This window comes from Pseudomonas sp. RIT-PI-r, assembly GCF_001297015.1.
Classification (GTDB): Bacteria; Pseudomonadota; Gammaproteobacteria; order Pseudomonadales; family Pseudomonadaceae; genus Aquipseudomonas.
This window is the reverse complement of record NZ_LIGE01000011.1, coordinates 126,817-141,341: the sequence shown is the minus strand read 5'-3', so window position 1 is coordinate 141,341 and position 14,525 is coordinate 126,817. Positions and strand designations below refer to the sequence as shown.

8 protein-coding genes are annotated in these 14,525 nt (G+C 61.0%); 2 read left to right on the top strand and 6 right to left on the bottom strand.

The window, feature by feature from the left end; all coding sequences use genetic code 11:
* Positions 1-121: 121 nt before the first annotated feature.
* Positions 122-877, bottom strand: a complete 756-nt coding sequence (locus tag AK821_RS02030; RefSeq protein ID WP_064387901.1) for a tetratricopeptide repeat protein — start codon at positions 875-877, stop codon at positions 122-124.
* On the bottom strand, positions 874-1,554 hold the full coding sequence (locus AK821_RS02025; protein ID WP_064387900.1) for a Fe2+-dependent dioxygenase: 681 nt from the start codon (positions 1,552-1,554) through the stop codon (positions 874-876). The genes AK821_RS02030 and AK821_RS02025 overlap by 4 nt, the downstream gene beginning before the upstream one ends.
* A 207-nt stretch (positions 1,555-1,761) precedes the next feature.
* On the opposite strand from AK821_RS02025, the gene AK821_RS02020 reads away from it, so the two are divergent.
* A complete protein-coding gene (locus AK821_RS02020) occupies positions 1,762-4,077 on the top strand; it encodes a TonB-dependent receptor (protein ID WP_064387899.1) in 2,316 nt (771 codons plus the stop codon).
* A 208-nt stretch (positions 4,078-4,285) separates the two neighbouring features.
* The gene (locus tag AK821_RS02015) at positions 4,286-6,814 is read left to right on the top strand and encodes a PepSY domain-containing protein (protein WP_064387940.1); all 2,529 of its coding nucleotides are present in this window, start codon (positions 4,286-4,288) and stop codon (positions 6,812-6,814) included.
* Positions 6,815-7,038: 224 nt separating this feature from the next.
* On the opposite strand, the gene AK821_RS02010 is transcribed toward AK821_RS02015, so the two are convergent.
* The 4 genes from AK821_RS02010 to ptsP all read right to left on the bottom strand — a co-directional run bounded on the left by AK821_RS02010 (position 7,039) and on the right by ptsP (position 14,314).
* Positions 7,039-8,580, bottom strand: coding sequence for an alkaline phosphatase D family protein (locus AK821_RS02010; RefSeq protein WP_064387898.1), 1,542 nt, complete (start codon positions 8,578-8,580; stop codon positions 7,039-7,041).
* A 186-nt stretch (positions 8,581-8,766) separates the two neighbouring features.
* Positions 8,767-10,500, bottom strand: coding sequence for a PTS fructose-like transporter subunit IIB (locus AK821_RS02005; RefSeq protein ID WP_064387897.1), 1,734 nt, complete (start codon positions 10,498-10,500; stop codon positions 8,767-8,769).
* Positions 10,501-10,511: 11 nt separating this feature from the next.
* Positions 10,512-11,453: a 1-phosphofructokinase gene (pfkB, locus tag AK821_RS02000; protein ID WP_064387896.1), complete on the bottom strand. Its 942-nt coding sequence runs from the start codon at positions 11,451-11,453 to the stop codon at positions 10,512-10,514.
* Positions 11,453-14,314, bottom strand: coding sequence for a phosphoenolpyruvate--protein phosphotransferase (gene ptsP / locus AK821_RS01995; protein WP_064387895.1), 2,862 nt, complete (start codon positions 14,312-14,314; stop codon positions 11,453-11,455). The genes pfkB and ptsP overlap by 1 nt, the downstream gene beginning before the upstream one ends.
* Positions 14,315-14,525: the final 211 nt, after the last annotated feature.

The following is a 14,525-nucleotide window of genomic DNA, read 5'->3' as shown; positions in this document are numbered from 1 at the left end:
ACCGGAAATACCGCGTCGATTATGGATTCGGCAAAGCACTTTCAGGTCGGCGCACCTCTCAAGCATCCCCAATCGGTCCCCTCTACCTCCGGGAGAGGGCCAGGGTGAGGGCTTTGCGAATTCAGACGCGCTGCAAGTCTGTGCATCGACGCACGAACCGAGCAGCCATCCCCTGAATCCTGGGATCTGTCGCACCTAGCAGCGCCTGACTCGCCACCCGCAGAAAATTCAGATTACCGCCGGCCAAAGCTTTCTCAAGCCAATCGACCGCCTCATCAATCCGCCCTTCATCCGCCAACACCGCCGCGAAACTGAACTGCCCACGAAAATCCCCACCCACAGCCGAACGCCGATACCAATCACGCGCCGCCGTAAGATCCGCCGGGCACACCTGCCCTTCTTCCAGATACCGCCCCAGCAGATTCATCGATTTCGCATGGCCCAATTCAGCCGCACGCCAATACAACGCCAGCGCCTGCAGATGATCCACTGCGACACCCCGCCCGGTCGCCAGCAGATTGGCCAGGTTGTACATCGCCCAATCCAGCCCAGCATCAGCTGCAATGCGGTATTGCTGCGCGGCAATTGACGCATTCGCCGCTACGCCCCAACCGTGTTCATGGCAGCGACCAAGCATGTTGCGCGCCATCAGATGCCCACGCCCCGCCGCGATGCCAAACCAGCGCAGCGCCAGCGCCTGATCCTGCGCAATGCCTTGGCCATCCAGCAGAATCTGTCCGAGCAACGCTTGCGCTTCGACAACGCCTTCACCCGCGGCGAGCAGAATCGCCTGCGCCGCGCGAGCCGGGCTTTCTTCGAGCATCGCGCTGAGTTGCGCGCCGTCGAGGACTTCCTCGCGGCGTAGTTGAAAACTCATACCTCGACCCAGCGACGCAGCAGGTTGTGATAAGTGCCGGTGAGGCGGATCAGCGAAGGATGATCAGGCAGGTCTTGCGTCAGTTGCTGGATCGCGCCGTCCATCTCGAACAGCAACGCACGCTGGCTGTCTTCGCGTACCAGGCTCTGCGTCCAGAAGAATGAGGCGTAGCGCGCGCCACGAGTAACTGCGTTGACTTTATGCAGGCTGGTGCCGGGATACAAAACCATATCACCGGCCGGCAGTTTCACTTGCCGAGTGCCGTAGGTGTCCTGGATTTCCAGCTCGCCGCCGTCGTAATCCTCAGGCTCGCTGAAAAACAGCGTCGCCGACAGATCGGTGCGCACCCGCTCGATGCTGCCCTTGGGCTGGCGCACCGCATTGTCGATGTGGAAATCGAAACTGCCGCCGGCCGTGTAACAGTTCACTAACGGCGGGAAGACTTTGTGCGGCAACGCGGCGGACATGAACAGCGGATTTTTCCACAGCCGCTCAAGCATCGCCGCACCGATTTCCTTGGCTAGCGGATGGCCTTCAGGTAACTGTAAATTGTGCTTGGCCTTGGCCGACTGGAAACCAGCGGTGATCTTGCCATCAGCCCAATCGGCCTGCTCCAGAGCCTCGCGAATGCGCTGCACCTCGTCTTTCGCGAACAATCCAGGGATGTGCAGCAGCATGGCGATGTCACCAGATGGCAAAGAGGCGGCAATGGTATTGATTCTTATTGGCCATGTAAAACCCGGGAGACGAATGAACTGGCAAAAACCGTAAGGTTAAATTGTAAAGAATGTAAATTCAGTGCAGTTAGCAATGTTTCGCAATTGATACGAATACCTGTTTACCCTATATTCCGCCGCCTCAAATCCTTGGGGAGGGGAATAAAAATGGCACGTCAACACGCACAATTACCGGTCAGTTCACCACGTCTGCTCGCCTCAGCTATTGGCGTAGCGATCACCGCCGGCTCCGCTGGCCATATGGTCTTCGCTGCGGAAAAAACCGACAGCAAAGCCTCCGGCAATGCCATCGCCCTGGACGCCACCGCCATCAACGGCGAAGCGCAGGACCCAACGTCCTACCAGGTCGAGAAAGCCTCCTCGCCCAAGTACACCGCACCACTGGTCGATACGCCGCGCTCGGTGACCGTTATTCCACAACAAGTCTTGAAAGACACCGGCGCCCTGAACATGCAGGACGCGCTGCGCACCGTGCCGGGAATCACTTTCGGTGCCGGTGAAGGTGGTAATCCACAGGGCGACCGTCCGTTCATCCGTGGTTTCGACGCCCAAGGCGACACCTACCTCGACGGCGTGCGCGACACCGGTTCACAGAGCCGCGAGATCTTCGCCGTAGAAAACATTGAAGTCAGCAAGGGCCCGAACTCCGCCATCGGCGGTCGTGGCGCAGCAGGCGGCAGCATCAACCTGGTGAGCAAGAAAGCGCACCTGGGCAACTCGTTCGACGGTGGTTTCACCTGGGGCTCCGACCAGACCCAGCGTTACACCCTCGACGGTAACTACCAGTTCAGCGACACCGCGGCTGGTCGTCTGAACCTGATGAGCCACGAGAGCAATGTCGCCGGTCGTGACAAGGTCGATTACGACCGTTGGGGTATCGCCCCGTCTCTGGCGTTTGGCCTGGGCACCGACACCCGCGTCAACCTCGATTACTACCATCTGGAAAGCAACGACACCCCGGATTCGGGCGTGCCGTACACCATTCCGGCCGGCGGCTCCGCTGCACGCACCAAGTCCAATCCGGACAAGCCTTACGCCGGCGGTGATCACAGCAACTTCTACGGTCTGGATCGCGACTTCCGCAAGGGCCGCACCGACACCGCGACCTTCGCCATCGAGCATGACCTGAGCGACTCGCTGACCCTCAAGAACACCCTGCGTCACGGCACCAGCATGCAGGATTACATCCTGACCCAGCCGGACGACAGCAAGGGCAACGTCAACAACGGCAGCGTCTGGCGTCGTGCCAATACTCGGGTGAGCAACACCGAGACCACCACCAACCAGACCGACCTGTTCGGCAACTTCTACGTCGCCGGCTTCAAGAACAGCTTCTCCACCGGTGTCGAATACACCCGTGAGGAAAGCCAGAAGTCCTCGTACAACGTCAACACCGACACCACGCCGCGCACCAGCGCCGCGACCACCAACTGCAACCCGGGTCTGATCGGCGCAGCCAGTGGCTACAACTGCACCTCGCTGTCGAACCCGAACCCGAACGATCCGTGGAACGGCGCCATCTCGCGCAACTACGCCGGCACCGACACCCAGTCCGACACTTACGCACTGTATGTATTCGACACCCTGGAGTTGTCCGAGCAATGGCTGGTGAACATGGGCCTGCGTTACGACCACTTCGAAACCGGCTACAAGTCCTACAACAACGCTGGCAGCACTACCTCCAAGGGTGATGACACCAGCGAGTTCGTCACCGGTCAGTTCGGTGTCGTCTACAAGCCAGCAGAGAACGGCAGCATTTACGCGTCCTACGCTACCTCGGCGACGCCACCGGGCAACACCCTGGGTGAAGGTCAGGAAGGCAACCCATTGGGCGGCACGGCAGATCGCAGCGGCAACCTGTTGAGCAGCGACATGGAGCCGGAAACCACCAAGAACTACGAAATCGGCACCAAGTGGGATCTGCTCAACGATCGCCTGTCGCTGACCGCTGACATCTTCCGCACCGAGAAAGAAAACGCTCGCGTTCAAGTCGATACCTCGTCGTACGAAAATGCCGGCAAGACCCGTGTGCAAGGTGTCGAACTGTCGGCCAGCGGCAAGATCACCGACAAATGGCAAGTGTTCGCCGGCTACGCCTACATGGACAGCGAACAAGTCGACGGCGGTCCACTGGGCCGCGCCAACGATGGCAACGAACTGCCGAACACGCCGAAGAACAGCGCCAGTCTGTGGACCACTTACCAGGTCACGCCGAAGCTGACTATCGGTGGCGGTGCGTTCTACGTGGATGACGTGTTCGGCAGCGTGGCCAACACCACCATGGTCGATTCGTATGTGCGTTACGACGCGATGGCAGCCTACAAGCTGACCAAGAACGTCGACCTGCAACTCAACGTGCAGAACCTGACCAACGAAAACTACTACGACAAAGCCTTCTCGACCCACTTCGCCAACCAGGCGGCGGGCCGAACGGCGCTGTTGAGCACCAATTTCCACTTCTGACCCTGCAGGAGCTGCGGCACGCTGCGATCTGTTGATCCTGATCTTAAAAGCAAAGTCAAAAGATCGCAGCCTTCGGCAGCTCCTACAAAAACAGTCGGCCCCGTTCATTCAATTGAACGGGGCTTTTCTGCGTAATAAAGAACGCTTCTCGATAACCCACGGCATAATGCGCGCCGTGAAGACAATTTCCGAATGGACGGCGAGTGACGTGTTGAAGAAAACCCTGTTCCAGTTGCACTGGTTTTTTGGCATCACCGCAGGCCTGGTGCTGGCCTTGATGGGCATCACCGGCGCGGCCTATTCGTTTCAGGACGAAATCCTGCGGGCGATCAATCCGTCCGTGCTGCAAGTGGAAAAACAAGTCGCCGGCGTCCTTCCGCCCGTCGAACTGGTCGAGCGCATCGAAGCCACCTCGGGCAAGAAAGTCTCGATGCTCTGGGTCGAGACCGACAGCGGTAACGCGGCGAAAGTTTTCTTCACCCCACCCAAGGGCGAACGTCGCGGTGAAATGCGCTACTTCGACCCGTACACCGGCGAGTTCATGGGCGATGCCGTCGGCCAGGACTTCTTCGGCCTGATGCTGCAACTGCACCGCTTCCTCGCCATGGGCGATACCGGGCGCAACATCACCGGCGCCTGCACGCTGATCCTGCTGTTTTTCTGCCTCTCCGGTCTGTACCTGCGCTGGCCGCGACAGTGGAACAGCTGGCGCGTATGGCTGACGCTGGACTGGAAGAAAAAGGGCCGCACTTTCAATTGGGATCTGCATTCGGTGGCGGGCACCTGGTGCCTGTTGGTCTATCTGCTGCTGGCGCTGACCGGGTTGTCGTGGTCGTACGAGTGGTACAACAAAGGCCTGACCAAATTGCTCTCCGACGCGCCGCAAAACGAACGCGTACGCGGTGGTCGCGGCCCGGCGCCGGAAGGCCCGGCGCCAACCGCCGACTACGCGGCGATGTGGAGCAGTATCTACAGCGCGGCAGGGCCGGGCCTGTCTGCCTACAACATTCGGATGCCGCCTGTAGCCGGTCAACCGGCGACGGTGTTCTACCTGCCCGACAGTTTGCCGCATGATCGTGCGCTCAACCAGATCACCCTCGACCCGGCCACCGGCATCGTCAAACGCGTCGACCGCTACGCCGACAAGAGCTTCAAGGCACAACTGCTGACGAGCATTTATGCGCTGCACGTCGGCAGCTATTTCGGCCTCGTCGGGCGAATCATCATCACCCTTGCGGCGGTGTGCATGCCGTTGTTCTTCATCACCGGCTGGCTGCTGTACCTCGATCGCCGACGCAAGAAAAAACAGATCAAGGATGCGCGCAAAGGCCTCGATCAACCGGCGGGCGACGCCTCGGCATGGCTGATCGGTTTCGCCAGTCAAAGCGGTTTCGCCGAGCAACTGGCGTGGCAGACCGCCGGGCAATTGCAGGCCGCCGGACTGCCGGTGAAAGTGCAGCCACTGGCGAATGTCAGCGAGCAGGATCTGCGTGAATCGAACAATGCGTTGTTTGTCGTCAGCACCTTCGGTGACGGCGAAGCACCGGACAGCGCTCGTGGTTTCGAGCGCAAAGTCTTGAGCAAAGCCTCGACACTCGACAGCTTGAACTACGCGGTGCTCGGTCTCGGCGATCGTCAGTATCAGCACTTCTGCGGTTTCGCCAAACGCCTGCATCAATGGCTGAGCGAACACGGCGGCAAGACGCTGTTTGCGCCAGTGGAAGTCGACAGTGGCGACCCGTATGCGCTGCGCCACTGGCAGACGCAACTCGGCCTGCTCACCGGGCAAGCGCCGGTTGATACCTGGCAAGCGCCGAGCTACGACAACTGGACGCTGGTCCGCCGCGAACTGATGAACCCGGACAGCAGCGGTTCGCCGGTTTATCTGTTGGGCCTGAGCGCACCGAATACCAGCAGTTGGTTAGCTGGCGACCTGGTCGAAGTGCTACCGCGGAACTGCCCGTGGGCCATCGAACATTTCCTCGACGGCCTCGGCATTCGTGGCGAGACCACGGTGAAAATCAACGGCCTCGACGAGCCGCTGGAAGTCGCGCTGGCTTCGCGTCAATTGCCAGAGCACCGCGCGCACCTGGTTGGCCTGCACGCGCAATCACTGGTCGATGCAATGGTGCCGTTGGCCATGCGCGAATACTCGATCGCCTCGATTGCCGCCGACGGTGTGCTGGAGCTGATCGTGCGTCAGGAGCAGCATTCGGATGGCAGTCTGGGCATTGGCTCTGGCTGGCTGACCGAGCATGCGCCGGTGGGCGGCAGCATCAGTTTGCGGGTTCGACGCAACAGTGGTTTCCACCTGCCGAACGACCCCGTGCCGATGATTCTGCTGGGCAACGGCACCGGTCTGGCCGGGTTGCGCAGTTTGCTCAAGGCGCGGATTGCCGATGGTCAAACGCGTCAGTGGTTGCTGTTCGGCGAGCGCAATCGTGAACACGATTTCCTCTGCCGTGCGGAGCTGGAAGAGTGGTTGATCAATGGTGATCTGGAACGACTGGATCTGGCGTTTTCGCGGGATCAGGCGGAGAAGGTTTATGTGCAGGATCGTTTGCGTGAGTCGGCTGATGAGCTGAAGAAATGGCTGGCGGAGGGGGCGGTGATTTATATCTGTGGCAGCCTTCAGGGGATGGCTTCGGGGGTTGATCAGGTGCTTAACGACATTCTCGGGGCAGCCGAAGTGGAGCGGTTGATTGAGCAGGGTCGATATCGGCGTGATGTCTATTAAAGAGCCCCTCACCCTAACCCTCTCCCGGAGGGAGAGGGAACTGATTGGGGGATGCTTGAGATGTACGCCGACCTGCGACTGCTTTACCGAATCCATAATCGAGAAAGGCTTTGTGCTGATCTCATAATCAACTCGGTCTTTCAGGTCGACGTACCTCTTCAAACACCTCGATCGGCTCCCTCTCCCTCCGGGAGAGGGCTGGGGTGAGGGTCAGCTTTTGATCTTCAAGCGGGCTGCAACTTTTGCTCGAAAACGGCTACGCCATTAAGATCGCGCAATACCACGCTCATTTCACCGCTCTGCCCTTCGATATTCACCTCGCCAAAAAACTGAAACCCGGCAAACGGTGATGCGTTCTGCACCGGCGGTGCCTTCTCGAACACCACCTCCGGGCCAAAGGTTTTATCCAAAGGATTAGGCCCAAAGCTCCCGGCATTCAACGGCCCCGCAACGAACTCCCAAAACGGTTCGAAATCCTGAAACGCCGCACGATCCGGGTGATAGTGATGCGCCGCGCAGTAATGCACGTCGGCGGTGAGGAAGACGAAATTGCGCACTTGCTGTGCGCGCAGATAGCCGAGCAATTCGGCGATTTCCAGCTCGCGCCCCTGCGCCGCTCCCGGATCACCATTGGCCACCGCTTCCCAACGCGCCACACCCGGACTGACCTCGCCATCGGGCACGCCAAGACCAATTGGCATGTCGGCGGCGATGACCTTCCATTGCGCTTTGGATTTCTTCAAGCCGCGTTTGAGCCAGTCGAGTTGCTCACGCCCGAGAAACGGTTTCGCCGCGCCGAGGTTGTCGTCGTTGGCGCCGCGATAGCTGCGCATATCGAGCACGAACACATCGAGCATCGGGCCGTAGCTGAGCTTGCGATAAATACGCCCGCCACCGTCGGCAGCCTGCAAACGCATCGGCGAATATTCCAGCCAGGCCTTACGCGCACGCCCGACCAGGGTGTGGATATCTTTCTCCTGATAACGCTCGTCGAGTTGCTTGCCCGGTGACCAGTTGTTGACCACCTCATGGTCGTCCCACTGCCAGATCTGTGGCACTTCGGCGTTGAAGCGACGGATGTTTTCGTCCATCAGGTTGTAGCGGTAGTTGCCGCGATAATCGTCGAGGGTCTGCGCGACTTTGCTCTTGGCTTCGGTGGTGAGGTTGCGCCAGATCCGGCCACCTTCAGTGGTGAGCTGAGCGGGCACCGGGCCGTCGGCGTAGATGGTGTCGCCGCTGTGAATAAAAAAGTCCGGCAGGCGCAGACGCATGGCTTCGTAAATGCGCATGCCGCCGATGTCGGGGTTGATACCGAAGCCTTGGCCGACGGTGTCGCCGCTCCAGACGAAACGAATGTTGCGCCGCGCCGTCGGAGCGCTGCGCAGGTGACCCAGCCACGGTTCGCTGGCGACGCTGGTCTGCGCATCCTTGAAATAAACCCGATAAAAAATCGCCTGATCGGCCGGCAGCCCGGTGAGCTCGACCCGAGCGGTGAAATCTGTGCGCGCATCGGCCAGCGCCGAGACCAATCGGCGGGGATGGCGAAACTGGCTGCGGGTGTCCCACTCGACCACCATATGCGCCGGGCGATCGCTGCGACTCCAGATCATCGCGCGGTCGCCCTGCAGGTCGCCGGACTGCACGCCATCGGTGAGTTGCGGGCGGTCCTTGACCGAGGCAATCACCGCCGGCGCCAGACTTGGCATCAGCAATCCGGCGCCGACAACTTGCATGACGCGCCGGCGACCGGGGTTGAAATCGCTCATGGTGTTCTCCCTGAAAAAAGGAAAACTTAAGCACGCGATCATGAAACACACATGACACCAGACACACCGCGGAACCCATTGTAGGAGTGAGCCTGCTCGCGATATCGGTATACCTGCCAACATTCATGTCACTGACAGACCGCTATCGCGAGCAGGCTCACTCCTACAAGGGTTTTGTGGTGTCAGTCAGGCCTTGGCGGGCTCCAGCGCCAACTCGACGGCTTCAGGCCGTTTGACCGTCGCATAGACCACAGCGGTCAACAAACTCCCCGCGACAATCGCCAGCAGATACAGCAACGCATGGTTGATCGCATTCGGAATCGCCAACACAAACAAGCCCCCGTGCGGCGCCATCAGTTTGCAGCCGAAATACATCGACAACGCACCGGTCAACGCACCACCGGCAATGCTCGCAGGAATCACCCGCAACGGATCTTTCGCGGCAAACGGAATCGCCCCTTCGGAGATAAAGCACAGCCCCAATACCAGCGCCGCTTTACCCGCCTCACGTTCGGTCTGGGCAAACTTGCGCCGCGCAATAAACGTGGCGATGCCCAGGCCAATCGGCGGCACCATCCCCGCCGCCATCGTCGCCGCCATCGGCGCATAACTTTGCGACGCCAGCAGCCCCACCGAGAACGCATACGCTGCTTTGTTGATCGGCCCGCCGAGGTCGACGCACATCATGCCGCCGAGCAACACACCGAGCAGAATCGCGTTGGTGGTGCCCATGCTATCGAGGAAATGCGTGAGCGCCCCGAGCATGCCGGCGACCGGTTTGCCGACCACGTAGATCATCACCAGACCGGTGAACAGGCTGGCGAACAACGGAATGATCAGAATCGGTTTCAGCGCCTCAAGACTTTGCGGCAAGGCGACATATCGACTGATCGCCTTCGCCGCATAACCGGCGATAAAACCGGCGACGATGCCGCCGATAAAACCAGCGCCCAAGGTGCTCGCCAACAGACCACCGATCATCCCCGGCGCCAGACCTGGACGGTCAGCAATCGAATAGGCGATGTAACCCGCCAGCAACGGCACCATCAGTTTGAACGCGGTCTCGCCGCCGATCTGCATCAGCGCAGCGGCCAAGGTGCCTTCTTCCTTGAACGCGGTGATGCCGAACACGAACGACAGCGCGATCATCAAACCGCCCGCCACGACCATCGGCAGCATGAACGACACGCCGGTCAGCAGGTGTTTGTAGATGCCGGTTTTCTCTGGCTTGGCCGGTGTTTTGCCGTTACTGGCTGCGCTTTCCACAACAGCTTCGGCCAGCGCTTTTTTCAGCGTGGCTTCGGACTGCTTCAAGGCAATCCCGGTGCCGCAGCGATAGATTTTCTTGCCGGCGAAACGCTCGGTAGCGACTTCGATGTCCGCCGCCAGCAACACCACGTCTGCCTCGGCAATCGCCGCTGCGCTCAACGGAGTTTTCGCGCCCACCGAGCCTTGGGTTTCGACCTGCAATTCATAGCCCAGACGCTTGGCGGTTTGCTGCAAGGCTTCGGCCGCCATGAAGGTGTGGGCGACACCGGTCGGGCACGCGGTGATGGCGACGATACGTGGCGCGCGCGCTGCATCGGCAACCGGTTCAGCCGCGCTGGTAACGTAGACCTCAGCCTCTTCTGCGCCACGACGCAACACCGCTTCGACATCCTGCAATGCCTGCGCCGGAGCAATCTGGAACACACGTTTGCCGACAAAACGTGTCATGTCGACCGCGCCGGTGGCGACCAGCAAAACCCACTCCGCCGCTTCGATTGTCGCTGCCGACAACTCGCGTTCCGGGTGCGCGGCATCGACCACTTCAACGCTGGTGCTCCAGCCCTGACGCTGCGCCGCCGCATCGAGCAGACGCGCGCACAGCACACTGGTGACCATACCGTTCGGGCAAGCCGTAACAATGGCTAGTTTCATGACAAACCCTCTTATTGTTCTGTCAGGGGGCGCACGCGCACGCCCTGTTCGAGCTGCGCCAGTTGCGCAGCATCGTTGATGCCGAAACCGATCTGGGTCACCGCCATCGCGGCAATCGCGGTGGCGGTGCGCAGGGTTTGTTCAGGCGTGTCGGCGCTGAGCAAACCGTGGAGCATGCCGGCCAGCAACGAATCACCGGCACCGACCGTACTGGCGACGCTGACCTTCGGCGGCGTCGCGTGCAGTGCCGAACCGACGCTGAACCAGTTCACGCCGTCAGCACCGTGGGAGATCACCACGTGTTCGATGCCTTGCGCGTGCAATTGCGCCGCTGCTTGCGCTTCAGCGGCGTGAGAAACCACCTCGCAACCGAGCGCATCGGCGAGTTCTTCAGTGTTCGGTTTGATCAGCCACGGACTGGCTTTCAAAGCTTCGCGCAACGCTTCGCCGCTGGAGTCGAGAGCGACTTTCAGGCCGAGCTGATTGAGCCGTTCGATCAGCTCACGCAACCATTGCGCCGTGACTCCGCGCGGCAGACTGCCGGCGACCACCACCGCGTCATGTCCCGGTGCAATCTGCACCAGCCGCTCCAGCAACGCTTGCTGCGCGGCGGCATCGACCACCGGCCCCGGGCCGTTGATGTCGGTGATGCGTCCACTCTGTTCAGCGACTTTGATGTTGCTGCGCGTCTCACCCGGCACGCGGATAAACGCATCGACAAAACCGCGCTTGGCGAAAAGGGTTTCGAACGCTTGCAGATTGTCTTCGCCGAGGAAACCACTGACCGTCAGTTGATGACCGAGGTCGGCGAGCACCTGGGCGACGTTCACGCCTTTGCCGGCGGCGTGGGTGTGCATCTCGTCGCTGCGATTGACCTGACCGGCGTCCAGCCGTGGCAGTTCGACGGTAAGGTCGAGCGCCGGGTTGAGAGTCAGGGTAAGAATCTTGGCCATTACAGGGCCTCCACTAATGCACGCACTTCGTTGGCGCTGCCCACGGCCAGGGCCTGTTGAGCAAGGGTTTGCGCCTGAGTCAGGCTGAGTTCGCGGATGCGTGCCTTGACTTCAGCAATGCTGCGCCCGGACACACTGAGTTCATCGACACCGAGGCCGACCAGCACCGGCACCGCCAGCGGATCCGCCGCCAACTCACCGCAAACACCGACCCACTTGCCGTGGGCATGGGCCGCGCGCACGGTGATGTCGATCAGTTGCAGCACCGCCGGGTGCAAACCGTCAGCCTGCGCCGACAGGGTCGGGTGGCCACGGTCGATGGCCAGGGTGTATTGCGTCAGGTCGTTGGTGCCGACGCTGAAGAAGTCGACTTCCTTGGCCAATACCGGCGCGAGCAAAGCGGCGGACGGCACTTCGATCATGATCCCCAGTTGCAGATCGGCGACCGGGATTTCCAGGCGCAGACGTTCGGTCATGTCGCGGGCCTGACGCCACTCTTCAACACTGCCGACCATCGGGAACATGATGCGCAGCGGACGGTTGTCCGCCGAACGCAGCAAGGCGCGCAATTGCGCTTCCATGATCTGCGGACGTTGCAAGGTCAGGCGAATGCCACGCACGCCGAGGAACGGGTTTTCTTCCTTGGCGATCGGCCAATACGGCAGCGGTTTGTCGCCGCCGACATCCAGCGTGCGCACCACCAACGGGCGACCGGCGAGACCATCAAGCACGCGGCGGTATTCGGCTTCTTGCGTCGCCTCGTCCGGCGCTTGCGGATGGGCCATGAAAATCAATTCGGTACGCAGCAGACCGATGCCTTCGGCGCCCTGCTCCACCGCGCTGATCACGCCGGCGCTTTCGCCGATGTTGGCGAACACTTCGACGGCGTGACCGTCGGAGGTGTGCGCCGGTTGATGGCGCTGTTCGGCGGCAATCTTCAAGCGTTGTTCGCGGGTGTCGCGTTCTTCGGCGGCGCGTTGCAGAGTCGCAGCATCGGCGTCGACATGCAGACGACCGCGCTGGCCGTCGAGCAGCAACGGCGTGCCCGGCGCCAGCAACAACACCGCGGCGCCAGCGCCGACCAGCGCCGGAATCCCGAGGGCTCGCGCGACGATTGCGCTATGCGCCGTGGCGCCGCCGCGTGCGGTGAGAATCCCCGCCACGCGCGCCGGATCCAGCCGCGCGACGTCGGAGGGGCCGACTTCGTCCATGACAAGAATGTACGGTTGCTCAGGCTCGCTCGGGGTCTGCACGCCACACAGTTGCGCCAGCACGCGGCGACCGATGTCGCGCAGATCCGCCGCACGTTCGGCAAGCAACGCGTCCTGCAGTGATTCCTGTTGTTTGGCCGCTGCTTCGATCACCGCCATCCACGCCGCTTCGGCGCTTTCGCCTTGCTTGAGGCGGGTGTCGACTTCATCGGTGAGTTCCGGGTCGTCGAGCATTTCCTGGTGGGTGATGAAGATCTCGCGGATGGCTTTGGCCTTGCTGCGTTCGATCAGGCCTTGAATGTCGTTGCGCACATCGCTAAGCGCTTGCTTGAGACGCTCGCGTTCGATGGCAGCGGACTCGCCGCGCATTGGGTAATCGATGGTCTGTTGCACTTGAATGTGCGCCGGGCCGATGGCAATGCCGGGCGCGGCGGGAATGGCTTGCAACTGAGTGCCGGACGCCGGGGCAATGACTACTTCGGCGATGTCGGCAAAGACTTCTCGTTGTTCGCTAATCGCGGGCAGCGGCTCGACTTCTTCGCCGAGGCCTTCTTCGATAGCGGCGAGCAACGCTGGCAAGGCATCGGCGGCAATGCTCGGCTCGGCAATCAACTCCAGCACCTGGCCACGACGGGCGCCGAGGCTGAGCAGTTTGCTCAGACTCTTCACCGACACGGCGCTGTCCTGACCGTCGACGATGCGCACGCGAATCTCGCCATCAAAACTCTTTGCCAGTTGCGCGAGGATCTTCGCCGGACGCGCGTGCAAACCGTGGGCGTTAGCTAGGGCAATGCGAGCGCTTGGCCAGTCGGCGGGCAATTCACCGCCTAGCACTTCAAGGACTTTGCGGCTGCTGGTGGCGCGGCCCAGCTCATGGCCGCGACCTTCAATCAGCAACGCACAGAGGCGTTCGAGCAGCGCTTGGTGCGCCTCGCCCAGACTGGCCAGGCAGAACAGACCACTGAGTGGCTGGCCAAGGTAGCGCATCGGTTTGTCCGGGGTAACAAACGCCAAGCCCGGACGCTTCACCGTTTGTTCGCTGTGCAACCACCACAAACCATCGCCCAGTGGCAGTGCTTCGACTTGCTGCAGCACCGCAGAGAAACCGTTACTCACACAATCGGCCTGCCGCAGCAGACGTGCGCCACGCCAGACCAGTTCTTCGAAATCGTCGGCCGAGACGCCGAGGCCGATCATCTGCGCGTCCAGCGCCAGCTCTTGCGGCGCGCCTTGCAGCAGTTTCAGCAGCGCTTCAGGCGAACTGGCGCGACGCAGGGCCTGACCCAGGTCGGTCTCGCCGAGGGCACGGGTCAGCAGTTGCAGCAGACGCAGGTGTTCGTCGGATTTGGCGGCGATGCCAATCGCCAGATAAACGATCTGGCCATCGCCCCAATCCACGCCTTCCGGGAACTGCATCAGGCGCACGCCAGTGGCGAACACCTGATCGCGGGTTTCCGGGGTGCCGTGGGGAATGGCAATACCTTGACCGAGAAAGGTCGAGCCCTGGGCTTCCCGGGCCTGCAATCCGGCGAGGTAGCCGTCGGCGACCAGACCATCGGCCACCAGATGATTGGCCAGCAATTGCAGGGCGGCGGGTTTATCCACAGCCGATTGGCCCATGGATATCTGCTCTATAGTGAGCTCGAGCATGCGATCTCCTTTTTGGCACATGAAGGTGCCAGGTATTGTTTTGGATGGTTGCAGCTTAGGCACTCTACCGCTTTGCTTTTCAGCGGCAGTTTTGGCGGTTTCACGGCAGCACCGGCCAAAGGCGTCTAAAACGTAGAAAATACGCTTGCTGAAACGTTTAATCTAGATAGATCGGCACGTTACTCGATAATGTCCCATCCTTGAAGTCCAA

Excerpts from the sequence above, each read along its gene's own strand:
- AK821_RS02025 (WP_064387900.1), bottom strand. The coding sequence starts at position 1,554 with ATGCTGCTGCACATCCCTGGATTGTTCGCGAAAGACGAGGTGCAGCGC.
- AK821_RS02010 (WP_064387898.1), bottom strand. The coding sequence starts at position 8,580 with ATGAGCGATTTCAACCCCGGTCGCCGGCGCGTCATGCAAGTTGTCGGC.
- pfkB (WP_064387896.1), bottom strand. The coding sequence starts at position 11,453 with ATGGCCAAGATTCTTACCCTGACTCTCAACCCGGCGCTCGACCTTACC.
- AK821_RS02005 (WP_064387897.1), bottom strand. The coding sequence starts at position 10,500 with ATGAAACTAGCCATTGTTACGGCTTGCCCGAACGGTATGGTCACCAGT.
- AK821_RS02020 (WP_064387899.1), top strand. The coding sequence starts at position 1,762 with ATGGCACGTCAACACGCACAATTACCGGTCAGTTCACCACGTCTGCTC.
- AK821_RS02030 (WP_064387901.1), bottom strand. The coding sequence starts at position 877 with ATGAGTTTTCAACTACGCCGCGAGGAAGTCCTCGACGGCGCGCAACTC.
- ptsP (WP_064387895.1), bottom strand. The coding sequence starts at position 14,314 with ATGCTCGAGCTCACTATAGAGCAGATATCCATGGGCCAATCGGCTGTG.